This window comes from Bacillus sp. GB_SG_008 (assembly GCF_052038115.1).
In the GTDB taxonomy this organism is placed as follows: domain Bacteria; phylum Bacillota; class Bacilli; order Bacillales; family Bacillaceae_G; genus Bacillus_A; species Bacillus_A rhizoplanae.
In genome coordinates, this window is the sequence record NZ_JBPZSK010000006.1 from 47,219 (window position 1) to 67,701 (window position 20,483).

20 protein-coding genes are annotated in these 20,483 nt (G+C 33.4%); 1 reads left to right on the forward strand and 19 read right to left on the reverse strand.

Going from position 1 to position 20,483, the window contains the following annotated elements; all coding sequences use genetic code 11:
• Positions 1-327: 327 nt before the first annotated feature.
• The 15 genes from ACTDJC_RS16180 to sleB all read right to left on the reverse strand — a co-directional run bounded on the left by ACTDJC_RS16180 (position 328) and on the right by sleB (position 16,279).
• Positions 328-1,023: a glycosyltransferase gene (locus ACTDJC_RS16180; RefSeq protein ID WP_440604047.1), complete on the reverse strand. Its 696-nt coding sequence runs from the start codon at positions 1,021-1,023 to the stop codon at positions 328-330.
• 77 nt (positions 1,024-1,100) lie between these two features.
• Entirely contained in the window at positions 1,101-2,420 is a 1,320-nt protein-coding gene (locus ACTDJC_RS16185; RefSeq protein ID WP_440604048.1) for a glycosyltransferase family 2 protein, read from the reverse strand.
• A 492-nt stretch (positions 2,421-2,912) separates the two neighbouring features.
• Positions 2,913-4,637 (reverse strand): ATP-binding protein, encoded by a 1,725-nt coding sequence (locus ACTDJC_RS16190; RefSeq protein ID WP_440604049.1) that lies wholly within the window; start codon positions 4,635-4,637, stop codon positions 2,913-2,915.
• A gap of 236 nt (positions 4,638-4,873) precedes the next feature.
• Positions 4,874-5,740 (reverse strand): Cof-type HAD-IIB family hydrolase, encoded by an 867-nt coding sequence (locus ACTDJC_RS16195; protein ID WP_098310295.1) that lies wholly within the window; start codon positions 5,738-5,740, stop codon positions 4,874-4,876.
• A gap of 454 nt (positions 5,741-6,194) precedes the next feature.
• A complete protein-coding gene (locus ACTDJC_RS16200) occupies positions 6,195-6,350 on the reverse strand; it encodes a DUF1540 domain-containing protein (protein ID WP_154712237.1) in 156 nt (51 codons plus the stop codon).
• A gap of 70 nt (positions 6,351-6,420) precedes the next feature.
• Positions 6,421-7,644: a cytochrome P450 family protein gene (locus ACTDJC_RS16205; RefSeq protein WP_098310297.1), complete on the reverse strand. Its 1,224-nt coding sequence runs from the start codon at positions 7,642-7,644 to the stop codon at positions 6,421-6,423.
• A gap of 173 nt (positions 7,645-7,817) precedes the next feature.
• Positions 7,818-8,171, reverse strand: coding sequence for a hypothetical protein (locus tag ACTDJC_RS16210; protein ID WP_098310298.1), 354 nt, complete (start codon positions 8,169-8,171; stop codon positions 7,818-7,820).
• A gap of 38 nt (positions 8,172-8,209) precedes the next feature.
• Positions 8,210-9,004 (reverse strand): DUF817 domain-containing protein, encoded by a 795-nt coding sequence (locus tag ACTDJC_RS16215; RefSeq protein ID WP_440604050.1) that lies wholly within the window; start codon positions 9,002-9,004, stop codon positions 8,210-8,212.
• A gap of 507 nt (positions 9,005-9,511) precedes the next feature.
• Positions 9,512-10,543, reverse strand: a complete 1,032-nt coding sequence (locus tag ACTDJC_RS16220) for a DUF1835 domain-containing protein (RefSeq protein ID WP_440604051.1) — start codon at positions 10,541-10,543, stop codon at positions 9,512-9,514.
• 208 nt (positions 10,544-10,751) lie between these two features.
• Complete coding sequence (locus ACTDJC_RS16225) at positions 10,752-11,516, reverse strand: DUF3959 family protein (RefSeq protein WP_440604052.1); 765 nt, start codon at positions 11,514-11,516, stop codon at positions 10,752-10,754.
• 239 nt (positions 11,517-11,755) lie between these two features.
• The gene (locus ACTDJC_RS16230; RefSeq protein ID WP_440604194.1) at positions 11,756-12,778 is read right to left on the reverse strand and encodes a homoserine dehydrogenase; all 1,023 of its coding nucleotides are present in this window, start codon (positions 12,776-12,778) and stop codon (positions 11,756-11,758) included.
• 121 nt (positions 12,779-12,899) lie between these two features.
• Complete coding sequence (locus tag ACTDJC_RS16235; protein ID WP_440604053.1) at positions 12,900-13,412, reverse strand: GNAT family N-acetyltransferase; 513 nt, start codon at positions 13,410-13,412, stop codon at positions 12,900-12,902.
• A gap of 132 nt (positions 13,413-13,544) precedes the next feature.
• The gene (locus tag ACTDJC_RS16240; RefSeq protein WP_429710736.1) at positions 13,545-14,156 is read right to left on the reverse strand and encodes a YhcN/YlaJ family sporulation lipoprotein; all 612 of its coding nucleotides are present in this window, start codon (positions 14,154-14,156) and stop codon (positions 13,545-13,547) included.
• A gap of 18 nt (positions 14,157-14,174) precedes the next feature.
• The gene (gene ypeB, locus ACTDJC_RS16245) at positions 14,175-15,515 is read right to left on the reverse strand and encodes a germination protein YpeB (protein ID WP_098310305.1); all 1,341 of its coding nucleotides are present in this window, start codon (positions 15,513-15,515) and stop codon (positions 14,175-14,177) included.
• A gap of 14 nt (positions 15,516-15,529) precedes the next feature.
• The gene (gene sleB / locus ACTDJC_RS16250; protein WP_440604054.1) at positions 15,530-16,279 is read right to left on the reverse strand and encodes a spore cortex-lytic enzyme; all 750 of its coding nucleotides are present in this window, start codon (positions 16,277-16,279) and stop codon (positions 15,530-15,532) included.
• A gap of 296 nt (positions 16,280-16,575) precedes the next feature.
• Here sleB and ACTDJC_RS16255 point away from each other — a divergent pair, with 296 nt between their 5' ends.
• Entirely contained in the window at positions 16,576-16,911 is a 336-nt protein-coding gene (locus ACTDJC_RS16255; protein WP_098310307.1) for a DUF3889 domain-containing protein, read from the forward strand.
• Between the two features lie 450 nt (positions 16,912-17,361).
• Here the strand turns inward: ACTDJC_RS16255 and ACTDJC_RS16260 are convergent, their stop codons facing one another.
• The 4 genes from ACTDJC_RS16260 to kynB form a co-directional block, all read right to left on the reverse strand.
• On the reverse strand, positions 17,362-17,913 hold the full coding sequence (locus tag ACTDJC_RS16260; protein WP_440604055.1) for a GNAT family N-acetyltransferase: 552 nt from the start codon (positions 17,911-17,913) through the stop codon (positions 17,362-17,364).
• A gap of 51 nt (positions 17,914-17,964) precedes the next feature.
• Complete coding sequence (locus ACTDJC_RS16265; protein WP_253629629.1) at positions 17,965-18,873, reverse strand: serine hydrolase domain-containing protein; 909 nt, start codon at positions 18,871-18,873, stop codon at positions 17,965-17,967.
• Between the two features lie 104 nt (positions 18,874-18,977).
• Positions 18,978-19,817, reverse strand: a complete 840-nt coding sequence (gene kynA / locus ACTDJC_RS16270) for a tryptophan 2,3-dioxygenase (RefSeq protein ID WP_429719403.1) — start codon at positions 19,815-19,817, stop codon at positions 18,978-18,980.
• A gap of 35 nt (positions 19,818-19,852) precedes the next feature.
• A complete protein-coding gene (gene kynB / locus ACTDJC_RS16275; protein ID WP_429710730.1) occupies positions 19,853-20,482 on the reverse strand; it encodes an arylformamidase in 630 nt (209 codons plus the stop codon).
• Position 20,483: the final 1 nt, after the last annotated feature.

Below are 20,483 nucleotides of genomic sequence, written 5' to 3' on the forward strand. Positions count from 1 at the left end.
TTCACTTTATTGGAATTTCATTTAACTTGATGTCTAGATAAAGCACATTTATAAACTTGAGACCATATATGTTAGTTACTTTGTAGTTGTTGAAAATTTATAAGTAAGTTGTTTTAAAATAATGCTCTGTTAAATAGTGTTGTTGCATTTCTTGTTAAATTAACTGACAAGTTAGCTTAGCAAGGAAGGTTTAAATCTCTCGTTTTTGCTAAATTATTAACATTATCTATCGTTTAACAGAGTCAAAAGTAAAAACATAGAGATGAAGAAATCTCTATGTTTTTATTATTAGATTTATAATAGGAATCATACCATTCTCCCTAAAGACTATTTATATGGAAATTTAGAACGTTCAACAAATGATCGGAAATCATCTGTATTAGCGATCATTTCCCCCCACTGCATAAAATCTTCGTCAGATAATTTCCATGTGTGTTTCTCCGTATCATGGCGTACGACAGCAAAATTATGTTTATCAGTAGAATAGATTTTAAAACCATTCTTTTTACAGCTGTCTATAAAAAAATAATCTTCAGCTCTATTTACTTTTTCAAATTGAACTTTTTTGAATACTTCTTTTTTAAAGATTAGAGTAGCTCCTGCTACAGAATCAGTAAATGCTTTTTCTGTATTTGATACTAACATCAAAGCTTTTTTATTCTTAAAATAAACATAATAAGAGCTTTTTCCTAAAACAGAAATTTCTGTATTTTTAAATTCGTGCATCGCATGAGCTAAGTAATATGGACCATAGTAATCATCATCATCAAATTTGGCTATATGATTATATTTAGATTTTTCTACTCCAAAATTTAAACAATCGCCTAAAGTTGCCTGTTCATGTAGTTGATACACACGGATATTATGATAACTAACAGCCTTTTTTTTCCATTTATTTAGATCCATAGTATCCTTATTTAAAATAATAATTAATTCTTTATCTCTCCATACTTGCTGTTCATAGTTTCTGAAAACGTTCTCTATATACTCCTCTCTTATTGTACAAGTAATAATTGAAACCATTTACGTTCCCACTCCTAACATAATATAGATAACTTAGACAAAGAAAGTGTATAAAATAACGATTAAAACTTTGCGATTTATTTTAGGAAACCCACTCTATTGTAATTTTTTCCAAAAATTTTCTCTACGACATAAACCAAATTGCTATACTTTCTTAGTTTTTTTATTTTATTGATATCCGATAGAAGCTCATTTTTCTGCTCTAAGTCAAAACCGGCTGCTTCTAATATATTTATATGTCGAATATCAATCTTTAACAAAAGTGCAATAGTCTCTAGAATTTCAGTGAACTTTTTTTGAAAAGATAGTGAATCATTTGGGTGATTTTGAACGAGTAACTTATACTCGCCTAATACTTTGTTCATCATTAATAAATCTGTAATTCGGGCAAGCTCTAGACCTAGGATAAGAACATCCACGTCAGGATGTTTTAGCGTGAATAAGTGGTAATTTCCCGTCGCTTCTTTCCATCTGCTTTCTCCGACAGGATGCTCTTGATGATAAGCCGTAACAGTATTACTAACTAAATATCTAGCTCCAGCCTTATACAAGCGATATCCTAACTCCCAGTCCTCATAACCATAATTTATAAACTCTTTGTCGAATGGCCCCACTTGTTCAATTAATTTTTTACGTACGGAAACATTTCCGGTTAAAAAGGCCATCCACGGGAACTGAAATCCATTTAATTGTGCATCAAAATTTTCTTGTATTGTATTATACCACTGTGATGAAGGAGTCTTAACCTTTAATTCTCTATAAAGCTTAGTATCAATATCTTTTCTTTCTAATAGCGGATAAGGAGTAGAAATGTTGGAATGCTTATAGTTTTCAATTCGGTCGTAGAGCACTCGGTCGTTTTTTGCCATAGTGGATATTTCTTTTATTTGTTCTTGACTAAATTCCGAAAATATACAAGAATATACCGCGTTATAATACATAGCTCCTGATAAAACCAAGTTATCCATTGATTGATGATAATTAAAATGATTTTCAACAAATTCAGGCTCTGCAATCATTTCTGCATCTAAAAATATAAGAACTTTCCCTCTTGAATATTTCATTCCAACGTTTCGAACTTTCGCTCTGCCAAGATTTCGTTGGCATTTAATATACTTAAAATGATAAGAAAAATGATGCTTTCGTACCATTTGTAAGGTTTGATCAGTTGAAGCATCATCGATAAAGAGGACTTCCATTTTCGAAAGGTCAAATGTTTGGTTATTTAAAGAATATAAAGTTAATAAATTTAGCGGGTATTTATTATAGGAAGGAATAATAATGCTTACTTCTATATCATAATCTTTATTCCGTTCGTTTTTATTTCGACTAGGGATATTCAGATTTTTTTCATCCGTAGGCTTATATAATTTAGGCCTAAATTCTCTGTTCTCCATCTTTATTCTCTCCTCTCTCCTTTCCAAGCTACTACTAGTTAATGCAAAAAAAGGGGAAAAAGATTGGACAACATCACTAGGTAAAAGAGCTTTTTAGCCAAAGACTTTTCGATTGTAGTAATAAGAACCCTCGAAGTAATACGTCATTTTTGAGTACACTTACATAATAAATACTTCTTCTTTATATATCCTCTTCTTGTCTATTAATTAATATTTGGATTTCTAAAACCTTGTATAATTTTTCATTGTAATAATCGAAAAAACAATATATTGGCATGACATCTAAAAGGAACACCATACCACAAAATGATAGCATAATCACTCGAAGTTCTATTTACATACAAAATAAGAGTAAAAGAATTTACCAAATAGAAGATTCTTTTACTCTTATTTTGCAGATTTATTTTAAATAAATGAATTGAAATATTTTCACTTTGTTGCGTTATCCGTTTAATATGTCTGCAAATTGAACCAACAAAAATATATCTTATATTAAACAGGTTGAGAAATTGGTAAATAAATTTCAACCGATGTCCCTACTCCAACTTTACTTGCTATATGAATTCTTCCTTGATGACTTTCAATAATTTTATAACTAATCATTAGACCAAGACCTGTCCCTTTTTCTTTCGTACTATAAAAAGGTTCTCCGAGTTTTATAATCCTTTCTTCCGGAATCCCTAGTCCCTCATCTGAAATACAAATAACTACCTCATTGTCGTTTATTTTTTTAGCAGTAATTATGATTTCCCCTCCATTTGGCATTGCTTCAATAGAGTTTTGTAAAATATTGATAAATACTTGCTTTAATTGATTTTCGCAGCAATCAATATATAAGAAGTCAGGATTTGATTGGCATGCAATGTGAATATTTGTCATAATTGCCTTTGTGTTAATTAATGACACAACATTTTCTAATATAAAACAAAGGTTCTTCCTTTCGAAAGAAGTAATCTCAGGTTTAGCGATTGATAAAAATTCATGAATGATAGATTCGATTCGCTCAATTTCAGAAATCATGAGTCGAAAAAATTCTGTATCATGTCTTTCTCGAGTTTGTAATAATTGTATAAATCCTTTAATGACAGTTAGAGGGTTTCGTACTTCATGCGCAACTCCTGCAGCAAGTTGACCAACCGCAGCTAATGTATCTGATTTATTTAATAATTCTGCTGTCTTTTTCTTCTCTGTAATATCACGAACCATAACCATAACTTTATCTGTTAAAAGTGGCAAACATCTCGCTTCAAAAAAATAAGTACTATCATGCATTGGTAAGGAATACTCTATAATTTCCATAGAATGTTTCTGTTGTATTTTTGCAATTGCTTCGTTCAGCTGCTCGGCGACATCTGAAGGTAAAACATCTTGAAATTTTTTTCCCATAAATTGTTCGACAGGTACATAAAACTTTGATGGGCAGCCTGCTTTATAGTCAACGATTGTTCCATCAAAATTTGTTAAAAAACATAAATCTGGAAGTGCTTTGAAAATTAATTCTAATTCTGAGGATTTTTGTATGAGCTCCTCCTCAATCTGTTTTCGATGTGTAATATCAACACCAACTGCCCAATAGCTATATCCAGGGACAGGAAATTCCTCCGATATATTTGACCACATAATCGTTTTCTTATCACCATTTTTACAAGTAAGTGTCATTTCCCAATCTCGAAAATTTTTACCCCGTATGGAAAATTCATGTTGCATTTGTTTTCGATATACTTCATCCGGATAAAGTAACTCTAATGCGTGAGGATTTTTAATAATTTCAGCTGCACTATAACCCGTTACTAGTTCGCATTCTCTGTTCCATACAACAAAAGTTCCTTCTTCATCAAATGCGTCCACCATAACAGGCATGTTTTGTAAAATGGTATATATATTTTTAGCAGGTATCGACTGATTTTCCTCGAGTTGCTGCAATTTATTCATTCCGATATCGGTCATAAACGCTGCAAGGGATTTGAAATATGTTGTGCAAGGCTCAACTTTATTTTTAGGAGCAAAAATGATGAAATCTCCAATGGTGTGTTCATTTATTATAATTGGGACATGAATTTCTATATGTAAATTTAAATCGATGGATTGTATGCCGTAATGAAAGAATGCCTCTCCATTACAATCAAGAAGCTGATGTGAAATATGTGTTAAAAGATAAAATTGTTCTGCTATTGTTTGTATTTCCTTAATATTAATAAGTTCCCTAAGCCGGTACATATACTCCCACCTCTACCTCTATATATATAATTTAAATGTATTTATATTAATTTTTTAATTATGTCTAATTTTTAATTTATTTAGCTTTTTTATTATACGAATTATATTCATCAAGGTACATAGAAAAAGAAGAGTTATTTAGAAATTTTTTGTTTTTTAATAGAATTGAGGAGGAAAGTGGATAAAAACAAAAAAAAGAGAACAAATTCCAACAAAATTTGCTCTCTTTTTCGTCATTAACTATTTATATTATTTAAGACATAGCGTCGAAGGGCATAAGCAACACCGTGGTCATCATTTGAAAGTGTTTTGTAACGACAAATTGCCTGGATTTCTTCTACTGCATTGCCCATTGCGATAGATATGCTAGCTTTCTCCATCATAGACATATCGTTTAAACCATCACCAATTGCAACAGTATGTTCTCTTAATATACCAAGATGGTTAGCTAGCGTATATAATCCATTTCCTTTTTGAGCATGGATATGATTGATTTCAAGATTGTGCCAGTAAGATGCAGTAATTGATAATTCCTTATTATTGATGAATTGATCTTTTAATAACTTTAAATTGTCCTTCTGATACGAGAATGGTAGTATTTTATGAATATGAATTTGCTTTGAAAATAGTGGTTTGCAACTTGCAATTTTTTTAATTTCAGTATGCTGTAAATATAAAGCTGCTATATGTTTCAGTTCTTCTTTATCAGCATGTGAATCAGATTCTATTATAAAATCCATCTCAAATTGAACGCTTTCTTCACCATATTCTGGAACGTATACACCTTGATCTGTATACAATTGATAAAATATATTTCTTTCTTCTAGATAATCAACAATTTCTTTCGCATGTTCAGTTACGATTGGATATCTTTGCAACATTTTGTTACTTGAATACAAAATTGCACCGTTTTCGGCAATGATTGGACATTTTAGATTTGCTTCTTGCAAAAGTTTTTGGACATCTATTATAGAGCGCCCTGTACAAATAGTTACAACATGTCCTTTTTCCTGACATTCCTTAATTGCGGTAACATTTTCTTCACTAATTACTTTCTTTGATGTAAGAAGAGTTCCATCTAAATCAATTGCAATAAGTTTCATTCGATCCCCTGCTTTCGTTTCTGTATAACGAGTGATATCGTTTTCATATATGAGTATATTTTTGTTCGTATTCAACAATATCTTAGTTATAATTTATGAAACGCATTTCAGGTCAAGGATTAAATGTTTTTTTCTTATAATAAAATTATCAATATGCGCTAAACACAAATAACGTCATGATTTGAGTGACGTTATAAAGGATATTTCTCTTGATTATCAAAAAATAATCCATGCCTGTTTTGTAAAAATGAGATTCATTTAGACATATGAATTCTCTTATTCATCTATTTTATAAAATCGAATGGAACAATTTAAATGAGAAACTAGTCCTTTTAGTTGACCTCTTTAATTTTCTCTAAATAAAAAATGTATAAAAACATGAATGGAAATGATATTTATTATCAATAATATAAATAATACAAGGGTAACCTACATTGTGGTTACCCCTAGAAAATTAAACTTCTGGTACAAATGTTTTGCAATCTGTTTCTTTACTATCAGATGCTTGTTTACCTGTATGACTTACTACATAAATAGATTCTGCATTGCACTTATTTCCATTTCCCCAGTACGTGCAGTTATTTACTTCACAAAGAACATCTTGAGCCATAGTATGACACCTCCTTTTTGTTTAGTATTAACAGCCTTGGGAAGTGTCATACTGTTTCGTGTATATTTGCCTAGAAAGATAATGGTAATTCCTCTAATGATCTCATTAAATAATTACCACTCCACTTTATGTCCTCTCTTGTTCCTTTTATTTTAAGATTAGGCATTCGGTGTAATAAGGTAGGAATTGCAATTTTCGCTTCTAAACGAGCGAGCGGCGCACCAAGGCAGAAATGAATGCCATGTCCAAAAGAAAGATGACGGTTATTTTTTCTTGTAATATCAAAAACATCAGCGTTTGGAAATATCTTTTCATCGCGATTGGCAGAAGCTAATGAAATGATAATCGCATCTTTTGGCTGAATGTTTTGACCATGTAATGTAAATGGTTCCGTTGCCCAGCGCATAGTCGTTAATTCAACAGGGCTGTAAAAACGTAATGATTCTTCAATTGCTGAATCAATTAAATCAGGATTTTGTCGCAGAAGCTGCAACTGATCAGGATGCTCAAGCAACGCTAACATCATGTTTGTAATTAAATTGACAGTTGTTTCGTGTCCAGCAACGATAAGCAGCATAATCATCGAACTTAATTCTGGAGCACTTAATTTTGTTCCTCCGCTTTCTACTTGTATTAATGCACTTACTAAATCATCTGAAGGATTTTCTCGTTTTTTATCTATTAAATATTGTAAATAGTGAAGAAATTCACCTAGTTTTTTATCGACTTCAAGAATAGCTTCTGGCGTCTCTGGAGAATCGATAACCGCATGTGACCATACTCTAAATTTATCTCGATCTTCTTGTGGGATACCAAGCATCTCGCTAATCACAATAATTGGCAGCGGGAAAGCATAATCGTTTACGAGGTTTATAGTGTGCTGGTGTTCTACTTTATCTAGTAAAGCATCAGCAATGGATTGGATACTATCTTTCAGCTGTAAAATCATCTGCGGAGTAAAAGCTTTTTGAACAAGGGACCTTAAGCGACTATGGTCAGGTGGATCAGAGTTCAGCATCTGTTTTCTCAAAAATTCTCCATTTTTTAGTGTAAAAGAGGCTTCAAATTCTTCTTTACTAAACACACTTTCAGCATTTTTCAGTAATCGTGCATCTTTCAAAAGACTCACTGCATCTTCATATCTTGTAATAAGCCAATTTTGAGGATATACCGAATAGACAGGATGAGATGCACGTAACTCTTTGTAAATGTCATATGCTTCATGCTTAAATTTTGATGAAGTTAATTGTATCTCAGGCAATGTGTTGCGATTCATTTCATTGTTTGAAGACATACTTCCAACCTCCATCTTTAGAAATATTTGGTGACCATAGCACCTAATGACCATTATAACGCATTGAATTTTATAAAAGTTGAGAAAATTGCGACTGAATATTTCTTTTTATGTGGAAATAAAAAAAGAGATGTTCATATGCACACCCCTTGCTTTTTAATTTATATAATTCACTACTCTAACTTTACTATGTTAGGTACATCTTCCCTATCATATTTTTTTGTGTATGTATTTCCATCTGGAGTAACAAATAGTAAAGTAATTTTGCCACAAACACTGGAGTAAAATTGAAACTCTCCTTGTGAATTTGTAACAGTTCGTTCCTGATTAGTGATTGAATTTTCATAAACTTTCACGTTAGATACAGGTTTATTCTTATCATCTACCGCAACAGCTTTGATTTGAACAGCATTAGCTCTACAATCTAAGTCGTTTTCATTATTCATTTTATTAAATACAGCAATCACTATTCCAAAAGCAATTATTACAATACATGTAAAAAAGGCTATTACTCTTCTTTTCTTCAAAACAGATCGCCTCTTTTGTTTAGTATTCATACATACTTTTAGCTATCATAGTTATGGTAAGAAGAACTATTACTTTTTTGGATTTTGATTTGTTTTAGTTGTGCCACAATCATAATGCTAATGACAACGAGTAAAAACCATGAACTAATTTTCCCAATGTGAACGAGTTTCCATGTTCCATGTTGATTTGGATATTGCCACGCTCCAAAAAAAGTTGCGATATTTTCTGCAATCCAAATGAAAAAACCAATCAATAAAAACGAAAGAACAAGCGGCATTTTATATGTAATTTCCTGCACAGAGAAATGCACATAAGTGTGAAAAAAGACCACAAATAATAAGGCCGTTAGAATCCAGCGGAAATCATACATAAAGTGGTGTGTGAAAAAGTTGAAATAAATCATTGCTCCCAGTGGTATCGTCCATATCGCTTTTGGCCATCCTTCTACTTGCAAGTGTAGCCTGCGCCATGCTTGACATATATAACTAGCAACACTCGCATACATAAAACCACTATAAAGTGGCACTCCCATTACCTTTGTCCATGCTTGTTCTGGATAGGACCAAGAACCATGATGTACTTTATATATTTCTAATGCTAACCCAATGAAGTGGAAAACGGTAATCACTTTGAGCTCGTCTTTTGTTTCTAACCCGGTTTTATACATTCCATATTGAATGAGAAGGCAGATGAGTAAGATAAAATCATAACGGTATAGACCAGGAATATGGATCAGTTTTGAAAGAGCAAGTGTCAAAAAGATCAGTACAGGAAAAACGCATGAAAGAGCTTGTTGATAACCAAAATAAAATAATTGTCGTAAATATACCATTCTTACTCTCCTTGAATCGTGTAGTAGCTGTTTGAAAACTACAATATATTTCATTTTTAAAGATTTCTCTACAATCTTCATCTTCAGAAATATCTGGTAAACTTACCATTTAATCATCATTATAACGCATTTAATTTTATAAAAGTTTAGAAAATTGCAATCATATATTACTTTTTATATGAAGATAATAAAAGGAGATGTTCACATATTAAGTAGTTCCGTTTTTGTGGAGAAACATTATAAGATATTAATTAATAGCGTACCAATTAACAGATTGACCACGATCTAGGCGGCTAATTGTAGTGAAATTAAACCTGTTAAATATCTTCGATAAATAAAAACCACAAAGGAAAAATATCCTTTGCGGTTTTCTTATTAATTTATTTGCTAATTTTAATGCTAATAAGTATGTTGTTTTTTATGTTTTTTATGTTTTTTATATTATTTAAGATATTCTCTACGTTATCGGAACTACTTATTGACATATACATCTCCGTTCATTTGTTATCATTTTTCTGGCTGTGCTAATCGTACACTATAAGACCTCATGGAATGTAAAGACCCTGTCATATGAAAAATCCCTTTTTGTATTAATGATTTCAGGCGATATTCAATAAAAGCATCACCTACGCATTGCTCGAAATGTCCTAAAACTTCTCCGACTAATCGAGAAGCTTTATAAAATTGATCTGTAAAACCATCAGTTTCTAAACTTTTTGCACATTGTACGATGAAATGATCGATATAATCTTCTGAAACAGAAACAACACGATTATTCTCCCAAATACGTAAAACATCGTAATCTTCGCGTAATGCTTTCCATTCATTTTCAAGTACTTGTCGCTCTTCTTTTATTAAAGGAGATTGCTCTTTATATGCTTCGCGTATTGCCATTAACCTGTTAGGAGCAAGTTCTGCGGTATGGCGTACTGTATAATCCAAATTTGGTGTGCGGAATAACTTATCAAAACCATCAGCTGTATTCACGACATATATATCATGAGTAGCCTCTTTTAGTAAAAATAAAACAAAAATAAGTCCTACATGTTCATATGCATTGTTCCCTGTCCAAATTGTAATCGGAATATGAGACGGAATCGCATATAATTTCTCTAAAGTTACTTTCATTTCTTGCAAATATTCTTCATACAAGTAGCCTTCTATCGGTAATTTCTCCTGAAGCCATTGCTGACGCGCCACTTGCCCTGCCTCTTGATCTAAGTGAAAAAGAGGACCAACAGAAAAAGCATCGGAAAATAACAAAACATACTCTTCTTGAATGTTAGCTTCTTTTAGAGCGTGTTTTAAAGAACCTGCTGCTGAATCACCAAAAGCGATATGAACATGCTTACTTTTCGTAATATCAGTCTTTTGTATGTACTGTTGAATTAGTTCTTTTGGTATATTTGTAAGTGAAGTTAATGTTTCTTTATTAAAATGTGTTTCTAGTGAGTGAAGTTGTGTGAGTAAATTAAAGAGCACCTCTTTTGCTTCTTCTTCAGTTAAATGTTCGATTGTTTTTTGTAAGTGTTTGAGCATAGTTTCTCCTTTATGAGTGTATTTTCATTACCATTTCTCTAAGTATGTAATTAGCGGAAACTTTACTTTATCCAAGTACCTCTTCAAATCAAGGGATTTTATGAGTAATATATTTGATATATTAATTATTATATAGTAAAAACCCGCAATGCCCCATCAATTGTATGAAGGGAAATTGCGGGTTTTTATATTTGTACAAACATATTCTCTATGCATTATAACGATTTTTTCTTCGTTCCATTCTCGTTTGTCCATGTCCTGTTCCAGTATTGTTATGTTGTTCTGTTTGCGTTGTATGGTAAGTTGGTGTTCTCTCTTCATAGTTTCGTTCATACGGACGAGTTTCTCTTTGTTTGGAAGATTTTTTACCGAACTTGAACATTTTAAATTTAATTCTTGGTAAACTCGGAATACGAATTTTAAATGTAGGTCTCATTCGCTTCTTTTTTTGTTTAAATGCGCTTGTTTTGTCTTGTCCGTTACGACTGTTATCACGATATAGTGCATTTGCAAGTAATCCGCCAATTAAAAATCCTGCTACTAGAATAAGTAAATACAATCGTTCTGTTGTGAGTAGGTTCATCATCCGTCCTAGAACCGCTAATGAATGTACTTGTTTTATATCCCACAACATTGCGCCCCATAATGCGAGTAATCCTAGTGTAATGGCATATGTACGGAATCGGAATAAAAACGGGATCACAGCAATACATGCAGCAATTTTTGCGTTTGCTACTAAGGAGCTGGTTGTTACGAATTGATTCCAAATAGTCAGCAAGAGTGTGATAAATGCTGTATAAGCTACCCAACTAAATATTCGTGAATGCATTCGTTTTGCATGATAACTTCCAAAACTAGTTAAAAACAATAATCCTCCCATAAATAATGATAATTGTAGAGGAATTTGTTTCATTATACCTGCAACTGGGAACAGGACGCTGAGCACCATTAACAGTACATCAAGTTTCTTCACAATTCTCAATCCCTTTCAGCTTTCTTTCTAGCTTCTATATAATACTGGTATTTTTCTGTTTTGTATATGTACAATCAGCTAAACAATAACATGCTTACAAAACATCTTAATCCTATTCATGCCAAAAAGTAAACAAAAAACTCAATGATAATTGACAATAGATTACTATTTTTATATTAAGAAATGACAAATCCCACTCTTTCCAAATAAGCGGGATTTGTACATAATCGTATGTAAAGTTACATAATATCTTTTCGATATAGATTGATTACATCTTTTAAAGCTGCTGCTGCAGCTCCTCGTGGATTGGAAGCTCCGCCGATGGAAGAAACTGTCCCCATCGTATCCGTGTAAAAGGTAATTCCTTTTTCAGTTCCTATAACACTTGCTAGTGAGTGGTTCGGGTCTACTGCATATGGTTGTACTTCAAGCCGCACTTCTCCATCATCATCTGTATATGCTCTCGCTATTAGTTTCATTTGTTTTCCTTGTTCTTTTACTTTTTGTATATCCTGTTTTGATAGATTTTCTATTCCTTTAACAGTAATATCTTCAAGTGAATATTCTGTACGCAGCAAACTATTCGCGAGTAGCAATAACTTACAAGCGCTATCCATGCCGCTTACATCTAATGAAGGATTTGTTTCAGCGATTCCTTTTTGCCGCGCTTGTTGCAACGCTTTTTCGTACGAAGTGTTATCTTCATGCATTTTCGTTAAAATATAATTTGTTGTCCCGTTTAAAACTCCTTCGATGCGTTCAATCTTGCATCCCGCTAAGCTGAATTGACCTATATCTAATGTAGGAAGTGCTGCGGCTGTCGCTCCGCTATAGCGGATGCGTACATTTGCTAATCTAGCCGATTCGTTTATTTCTTTCCAAGACGTGACAAGTGCTCCTTTGGAAATAGAAACAATATCCATGCTGCTTTCAATAGCTTGTAACATATTTTGTTTTCCTGGTTCGCCATTTTCGAGATTGGTTGGTGTAGATTCAACTAAAACATGACCATTCATTTTTTCATTATGAACCGAATGTTGTTCTATGTATTTGTGTAAGGCTACTGATCCCCCGCCTAGTGTAAGCAAAGTATCGATACAAAGTCCCTCTGGATGATATAATTTTAAATCACGTCCAATAATACCAACAAGGATTAACTCTAAACCGAATTCTTTTCGAATAAAGGGTGCTTTTTCATGAATGAGTTTTACAAATTCTTTTCCAACAGTGCCGTAACCGGCAAGTATTAGTTTTATCTGTATAGTATCCTCCGTAAACAACTTCAATAGTTTTTGCTTTGTTATTAAAATTTCTTTATAAATAAGGAGGATATACACTCTTACATCATACGCATAATCCTCTCATTATTATAGTATAGTTAATTTATCTTGTGTCTTTTGAAGTTTTCTTTTCCAATGATAAGTATAAAACAAATTGCGGTCCAATTGGTCCCATTCTACGATGGCCTCTATCTTCAAATCCAACTTTTACATATAATTTTTGAGCGGGAATATTTCTTTCATTGACTGCCAACACAATTTCTTCTATGTTCGGAAAATATGAATCTATATAATGTGGTAACTGATATAACGCTTGTTTTGCATATCCTTTCCCTTGTTCTGTGTAATCGATTGAAAATGAAACAAGCAGTAAAGAATTTTCTTTATTTGTATATTCTTGTACACGACTTCCCGATTGCAACGCAAAAATACCGACTGGCTTGTTATCAGCTAAAATAACAATAGGATTTCGAGTTGGATTTTGTTCTACTTTTTTGAGTAATTCCATTGGATGGGCTGTAAATTGCACTTGTTCTTCAGGTAAAGTAAATGTTTGCAAAGATTCTTTAAATTTTTCCGTATATGGAACGAGTTGAATAGATCCATTTATTTGCATGACATATATTCCTCCATTTACAAAAACGTATGTTTTCTTTTATACAAAATCATATAATATTTTTATGAATAAATAAAATATTCGATTTTTCCCCAAAAATAATCCCCGTGCTATATAACACGGGGATTATTTTTATCGTTTTAAATTTTGATTGGATTGATCAACCTGTTCTTGTTTTAGTTCACTTTGTTCGCCTTTTTGTAATTGTTGATCGTTTTCTTTAGTTGGATTGATCTGTTTCTTTTCAAATACATCATTTGGTACTTGCGGCATTACACGCCCGACAATTGCTGCGAGTTCATCGAGAATTCCTTTTCCTGCGTTTCCTTCCTTTATTTGTTTGCCCATTTCTTTTAAGCGCTGATACGTATCGATATCTGCTACAACAACTGCATTTGCTCCGAGTGGATCATGTTTTAAACTCTCTGCTACTGAATATTTGATTGTCTCTACTCGAGAGCGATCTAGTTTTGCGTCAACATCAATTCCAACAACTGCATATCTTCCAAGTACAACTGCTGTTGCATCGTTTACACCCGGTACGCTCGATGCTAATTTTGCTAAGTGATCCGCCACTTTTTCATCTGATTTATATGTAACATCTTGATTTGTTTCGTTTTTTGTTGAAATCAATTTAGCATTCGAAGTTGGACTTGGACTTGGACTCGCTGCATTATTGTTCTTTTTTGTATTACAGCTCGCTAATAGAAGCAAACAGATACAAAAGTAAAAGATTTTTCTCAAAGGTGTCACTCCTATTCATTAATCATAAACTTGTTCTACACTTTGTAGTTTTTTCACCTTTTCTTCCGTGCCATTATTGGCATTAATAAAGATTTGATATGTGTCTTTGCCAAGTGTTCCTAAAAATTCATAACATAGTACTTCTTTATGCAAGTCATTTACAATAACTGCTTCACGCTCTTCCATAACTTTCAAATTCGGATTGATTTTCTTTCGTGCATCCGAAGCCGATAGTGTTGGTTTTGGAATTTTTATATCTTTACGAGAAGCTAAATAGTCTTTTGCCGAAAAGCCAACAATCGAACCGTCATCGAGTGCGATTTTCATTTGAATGGACTCTGGATATATACGTACGTTGTCCCGATTAGTTACGAATGTGAAAACGCCGACAGAGTCGTATTGTGAACTTTCATATAACTCCATATTTTTGAATTTATTTTGTTTTAAAAAGGAAAGTCCCTTTTCTCCTGCTTCATTTAAGCTCATTTTTTGTTCTTTAATTTCCCGATTGCTCATGACCCAAATTGGATATCCACCTTGTTCAGTAATGTCCATATTCGTTTCACTATTTGTCTTTGGATCTTTCACAGTAATGCTATAAAATTTTTGTTTTGCTCCCTTGCTGCTTTTTTCAACAGAAATCTTTTCATCTCCCTTTAAGCTCAGAAAAGATTTTGCAATATTTATTGCTTGGTCTTCTGAAATTTTTGGACCAGATATGTGCGTTTCGCCTTTTTTTTCTTTTTCTAAACTTGTAAACGTTGGTCCAAAATGGCTTTGTGAGTAAGATTGACTGTTTTTTTCCACTGTTTTAAATCCATCGATAATCGTGTTATCAGCTGGGTTATTATTAGAAGCAAGGGCTAGTTCAACATCCATCCAACGTAAGTTATTTTTTAAGGCCAGATGCTGTACTTTGCGCAGTTCATCTTGAATATTTGCAGCATTATTGTATAGCTGCTGGAGTGTATTATATTCTTGGTCATTTAATGGTTCTTTATCTAAATCGCGTATAGCTGTACGATAACTAAAATCTCCGATATTTGCTAGAAATTCTTCTGTTTTATTAAACGGGAGCAATGTAAGTGGTAATTGGCCAATATCAGAATGCGCCTGAGATGTGATACGCCACACGTCAGCTAATGCAGGTGATAATGATGTTCGTGAATTCATTGCTAATGTTGTCCCAATTTTATCGTGTAATAAATCAACTTGATACGCTAAATCATGAAAAGCCCGCTGGTAGTTGTTTTCAGCGTGAATTAAAACAGCATTTTTTTCTTGATGCTCTTTATACCCCCAATATCCTGTACCTACAACTCCAATTGTTAATAAAACGATAATGAAACCTCTAAACATATCTCATCCACCTCCTAACGACAAAAAATGTGTCTTCCAATTTTTTTGATTTGCGGACGACTCCAAATCCATTCGCTTGTTGCTGTATCTGGATTAAAGTAATAAATCGCGCCATCAGATGGATCCCATCCGTTAATCGCATCAAGTACAGCTTTTTTTGCTGTTTCATTTGGTGTTAAATTAATTTGTCCATCCGCAACAGCAGTAAAGGCACGCGGCTCATAAATCACACCTGCCACTGTATTTGGAAAAGACGGGCTGCTGACGCGATTTAAAATAACAGCTGCTACGGCAACTTGTCCGATATAAGGTTCACCGCGAGATTCTCCGTATACAGCATTTGCTAATATTTTAATGTCATTTTGTGAATATCCATTTGGAACATTTGTACCTTTATTTGGCGCCGGTTTGTTATTTTGTTTATTTGCTGTGTTATTTGGTTGTTTTTCATATTTTGTAGCTTTAACGAGTTTTTGTTTTGTAGCTGTACCTGCAAGTCCGTCAACCGGTAACCCAAACTTTTCTTGAAAATTCCGAAGTGCCCAATATGTACCCCATCCAAAGACACCATCTACTTTTCCATTGTAAAATCCAATATACTTGAGCCTTGATTGTAGTTCGATTACATCTTCTCCAGAGGCTCCTTTTTGAATGACTTGATTAGAAAAAGCCCCTACTTCCTTCTCATGAACACTACTTACTAACAAAGCGGCCGCAAATGTAACGAGTAAAAGCGGTACTTTGAAGAAAGCTTTACGATGCATAGTTCAACCTCCTTGAATATGACGATGATTTCAAGGTTATTTTTTGTAAATGATGCGGTTTTATGTAAGGAAGACAAAAAAAGGCAAATTCATATGAATTCGCTTAAGTGTAAACACTATAGAAAATGCTATAAAATGAAACTTCCATCAGTGGGGGGGGCTTTATACCCTACTGATGGTTAGTTGAACCAATCGTGCTCTTACGGGCAGTATTCCTCCACCTATTTTCTTCCCTTTCTCTGCATCTTGAGGTGGAGGTCTTACTGCCCAAAGGTAGCGGGATAAAGGAGCTTAATATGAAACCTTTATATACACGTTTAATTATATGTATCGGACTTGTTACAGTAGCTTTATTTATATACAGACCGTTTTCAATCATTCATGCTCAACCTCCATACGCAAAATGGGGAAAGCTTGCAGTGCAAAAAACGAAAGAAAAATACCCACAAGCTGATATTATCGATTATCTTCACATAGGAAGAAAACCAAAAACGGCAAATGTATCAGTTGAAAAATTTAAGTTGTGGTTGCGAGAGAAGAACGGAAAAGAATTTGGAGTATTTGTTGATGTAGAATTTGAAACAAAAACAGAGACATTTTTAAACATTCTTTTTAAAGAAACGCCGAGATAAGAAAAAACAAAATACCGTAACAGAAGAACAAGCATTATGTAGAGTGAGTCTACAAATGAACTGATGTTGTTTTAAAAATTCATGTTTAGAATGAATAATTACAGAAGTGTGTATTCTTAGCATTGCGGAACGTTGGCAGAATACACTAACAAAAACATTACTCATGCAATCAAATGTATCAAAAAACATGGACTTACAATCGTGTGTAAGCATTGTACAAGTTCTGTAAGTAGATTTGTCGTTTTACAATGCAATTTGTATAAAAAGGTTAGAATTTCTTTAAATATATATAAGGGCAGTTAATTACCGAAAAATAAAGCCTGTATCTACGATTACTTAGTAATCAAAGATACAGGCTATTTTTATTGTGTACTCTTTTTTAAACTAAAGCACCCGTTTGTTGAATATGAAATGTTTGTAGTAAAAGGTTTTATATTATTTAGTACTTTTTCATTCCTCTTTGTGAAGAATGTAATGATAATATTGTTGGTCTTCAATCTCTATATTTCCATTAAAACAAAAACCACATTTTTGAATTACTTTATTCGAGCTTACATTTTGAGGAAGAACAATGGTATTTAGTAGTTCAACATCTGTATTCTCAAACAAATATTTTACCAATCCTTTTACTGCTTTTGTTGTGTATCCCCGATTTCTGTAATGTTTTGAAATAGCAAAAGCGATTTCTCGGTTTGGTTCACTCAGCTCTTCTTTGATACCTGTATTGCAGAAACCAATAAATTTGTCAGTTTCCTTTAATACAATTCCTAACTTCAAATAATTTTGACCACCGATATTAGGTACAGCTGACAAAAACTCTTTATTGGATGGTACCTCATAATTTGTAACCCAGTTTAATCGTTGTTCTCTTGTTGAACGCCAATCTGGCAAAAATTCATAAACTTCAGGTTGTGAAGTAAGTTCATAAATAGCATCAACATCTTCAATTCTAAACTCTCTTAGTAATATTTCACCACAGTCTATTGTAAATAAATTGTTCATATCCATCCCCCAACTTATCCTTTGCAAACATTCATTCTGTACTAAGTTAATTTAGTACGTTTCTTGTAAATGTTTTATAAACAGTTTAAGCGGTACTAAGCCCCGCTTTGGCATTTGACTACTAATGACTGTAACTAACTCTAATTGAGGAACAATGATAATATATTGTCCGCCATATCCCATCGCAAAATATGTATGGTAGGGCATGTCGAAATTGTTTTGATCTAATACCCACCAATGATAACCGTATGCCCCAATATGTTCATATGTTGTAAATCTTTCTTGATGGGATTGCTCAATCCAGCTTGAAGATACAAGTTGCTGTCCGTTCCAATATCCATTTTGTAGACATAATAAGCCAATTTTCAGCATGTCTTCTGCTTTCATTTTCATGCCAAAGCCGCCAACAAAAATTCCCTGTGGATCTTGCTGCCATTCATAGTCGGTAATATGTAAAGGATCGAATAGATGTACCTTTGCAAATTGTTCCGTCGTCATGTTAGTTGCCTTTTGTACAATATAACTTAATAGATGCGAAGAACCTGAATTATAATTCATTTTTGTTCCAGGTCGATTTATCATTGGTTTCTTTAAAATATAATCTATCCAATGATCAGACTCGACAAAATCATTTGGGAAAACAACACCGTTTCCAAATTCCTGCCACTCCTCACCTGTTGTCATCGTTAATAAATGATATATAGTCAGGTCTTGCTTTTCTTTTGGTATATTTTGAATCCATTCTATTATGGGACTATGTATACCATTTATAAAACCTTTATCAATGGCGATTCCAATGAGAGTAGATACGATACTTTTTGTAATAGAATTGATTTTGTATAAGTTATGTGCGCATTGTTCTGTTTTATAGTACTTTGTAGTGAATTCACCACGTTGGTGAATTAAAAATGAATGTACTTTCTTTTTTTTGAGCATATTTTCTAATGCGTAAAAATCCAATATACGTTCCTCCGAATAAAGACTTTTTTACTAGTCTTTACTATACCATGAAATAATTATTAAAAAGAAAAGTCGGTAACTGATAATAGCTACCGACTTTTCTTTTACAATTTTGTCCGGATATTCCAAAGCTCTGGGAAGAAGGATTGATCCAACACACGTTTTAAATAAGAAACGCCTGAAGAACCGCCAGTTCCCATTTTATGTCCGATAATACGTTCTACAGTTTTCATATGACGGAAACGCCACTGCTGCAGCCAATCTTCGATATCGATTAGCTTTTCAGCTAATTGATATAAGTCCCAATATTTCTTTACATCTGAGTAGACTTCTAACCACGCTGCTTCTACTGTTGCATCTGCTTCATATGGTTGCGTAATATCACGCTGAAGCACATTTGGGTTAATTGGAAATCCTTCTTTTGCAAGGGTTTGAATCGCAACGTCATATAAACTCGGTGTATGAAGCGCCTTATGTAGACGAGCGTGCAATTCTGCATCTTTTTCATAGATTTTAAGAACATGTGGTGTTTTATAGCCAAGCGCAAATTCAATCATTCGATATTGATAAGATTGAAATCCGGATGCTTGACCGAGTGAATCGCGGAATTCAATATACTCAGCTGGTGTGAGCGTGGCAAGAATATCCCATGATTGAATAATTTGCGATTGAATTTTTGAAACACGTGCAAGCATCTTAAAAGCAGGTGCAAGTTTTTCGTTTTTGATTGATTCGATAGCTGCTTCTAATTCATGTAAAATTAATTTCATCCAAAGCTCACTTGCTTGGTGAATCACGATGAATAACATTTCGTCATGATGATCAGAGAGTCGTTTTTGGCTAGATAGTAAACTATCTAATTGTAAATATTCCCCGTATGTCATGTTATTACGAAAATCTGTATGAATCCCCTTCTCCATAATTACTTTTTCATTTTCTTTCATATGTGTACATCCTCTCTATGCAGTATAGGCTATTTTTATAATGGTTTTATTACAGCACGAACCGGGCTACCGTCTGCATCTGTTAGCGAAAGCGGCAGGGCAATAAGTTCGTAGTCTCCGTCTTGTACATTTTCTAGAACAACATTTTCTAAAATATGAATACCGTGTTTAAATAACTCATGATGTGCTGCTAGCTCTTTATCATCAAGCGGATCAACAGATGGGACATCTACACCGATTAAGCGCACTCCCTTTTCATGCAGATAAGGTGCAAGATCAGCACGTAAATACGGAATTGTTTCAGGAAATACGTGCTGATTTGTTTTTGATGAGGTCCGTAATAATAATCTACTTACTCCTTCTAAATCATGCGTTTTTAACTCTTTTGCTCCGATGCTTTTATAACCTGTCACATCAATAATTCGAGCAGGACCAATGTAGACGTTAATATCAAGATCACTTACTTTTTTACCATCATTATCAAAATGAAACGGCGCATCAATATGTGTTCCAGTGTGAATACTCATTGAAATTTTACCAACATTAACAGATCCACTTTGTTCTTTTGTCCATGACACTTCATAGGAAAAAGGCGTATCGCCCGGCCAAGTGGCAATATCATTGTTTAGAGGTTGAGAAATATCAATCCACTTGTTTTCTTTCATC

Excerpts from the sequence above, each read along its gene's own strand:
- ACTDJC_RS16180 (WP_440604047.1), bottom strand. The coding sequence starts at position 1,023 with ATGGTTTCAATTATTACTTGTACAATAAGAGAGGAGTATATAGAGAAC.
- ACTDJC_RS16185 (WP_440604048.1), bottom strand. The coding sequence starts at position 2,420 with ATGGAGAACAGAGAATTTAGGCCTAAATTATATAAGCCTACGGATGAA.
- ACTDJC_RS16190 (WP_440604049.1), bottom strand. The coding sequence starts at position 4,637 with ATGTACCGGCTTAGGGAACTTATTAATATTAAGGAAATACAAACAATA.
- ACTDJC_RS16195 (WP_098310295.1), bottom strand. The coding sequence starts at position 5,740 with ATGAAACTTATTGCAATTGATTTAGATGGAACTCTTCTTACATCAAAG.
- ACTDJC_RS16200 (WP_154712237.1), bottom strand. The coding sequence starts at position 6,350 with ATGGCTCAAGATGTTCTTTGTGAAGTAAATAACTGCACGTACTGGGGA.
- ACTDJC_RS16205 (WP_098310297.1), bottom strand. The coding sequence starts at position 7,644 with ATGTCTTCAAACAATGAAATGAATCGCAACACATTGCCTGAGATACAA.
- ACTDJC_RS16215 (WP_440604050.1), bottom strand. The coding sequence starts at position 9,004 with ATGGTATATTTACGACAATTATTTTATTTTGGTTATCAACAAGCTCTT.
- ACTDJC_RS16220 (WP_440604051.1), bottom strand. The coding sequence starts at position 10,543 with ATGCTCAAACACTTACAAAAAACAATCGAACATTTAACTGAAGAAGAA.
- ACTDJC_RS16235 (WP_440604053.1), bottom strand. The coding sequence starts at position 13,412 with ATGCAAATAAATGGATCTATTCAACTCGTTCCATATACGGAAAAATTT.
- ypeB (WP_098310305.1), bottom strand. The coding sequence starts at position 15,515 with ATGTTTAGAGGTTTCATTATCGTTTTATTAACAATTGGAGTTGTAGGT.
- sleB (WP_440604054.1), bottom strand. The coding sequence starts at position 16,279 with ATGCATCGTAAAGCTTTCTTCAAAGTACCGCTTTTACTCGTTACATTT.
- ACTDJC_RS16255 (WP_098310307.1), top strand. The coding sequence starts at position 16,576 with ATGAAACCTTTATATACACGTTTAATTATATGTATCGGACTTGTTACA.
- ACTDJC_RS16260 (WP_440604055.1), bottom strand. The coding sequence starts at position 17,913 with ATGAACAATTTATTTACAATAGACTGTGGTGAAATATTACTAAGAGAG.
- kynA (WP_429719403.1), bottom strand. The coding sequence starts at position 19,817 with ATGAAAGAAAATGAAAAAGTAATTATGGAGAAGGGGATTCATACAGAT.
- kynB (WP_429710730.1), bottom strand. The coding sequence starts at position 20,482 with ATGAAAGAAAACAAGTGGATTGATATTTCTCAACCTCTAAACAATGAT.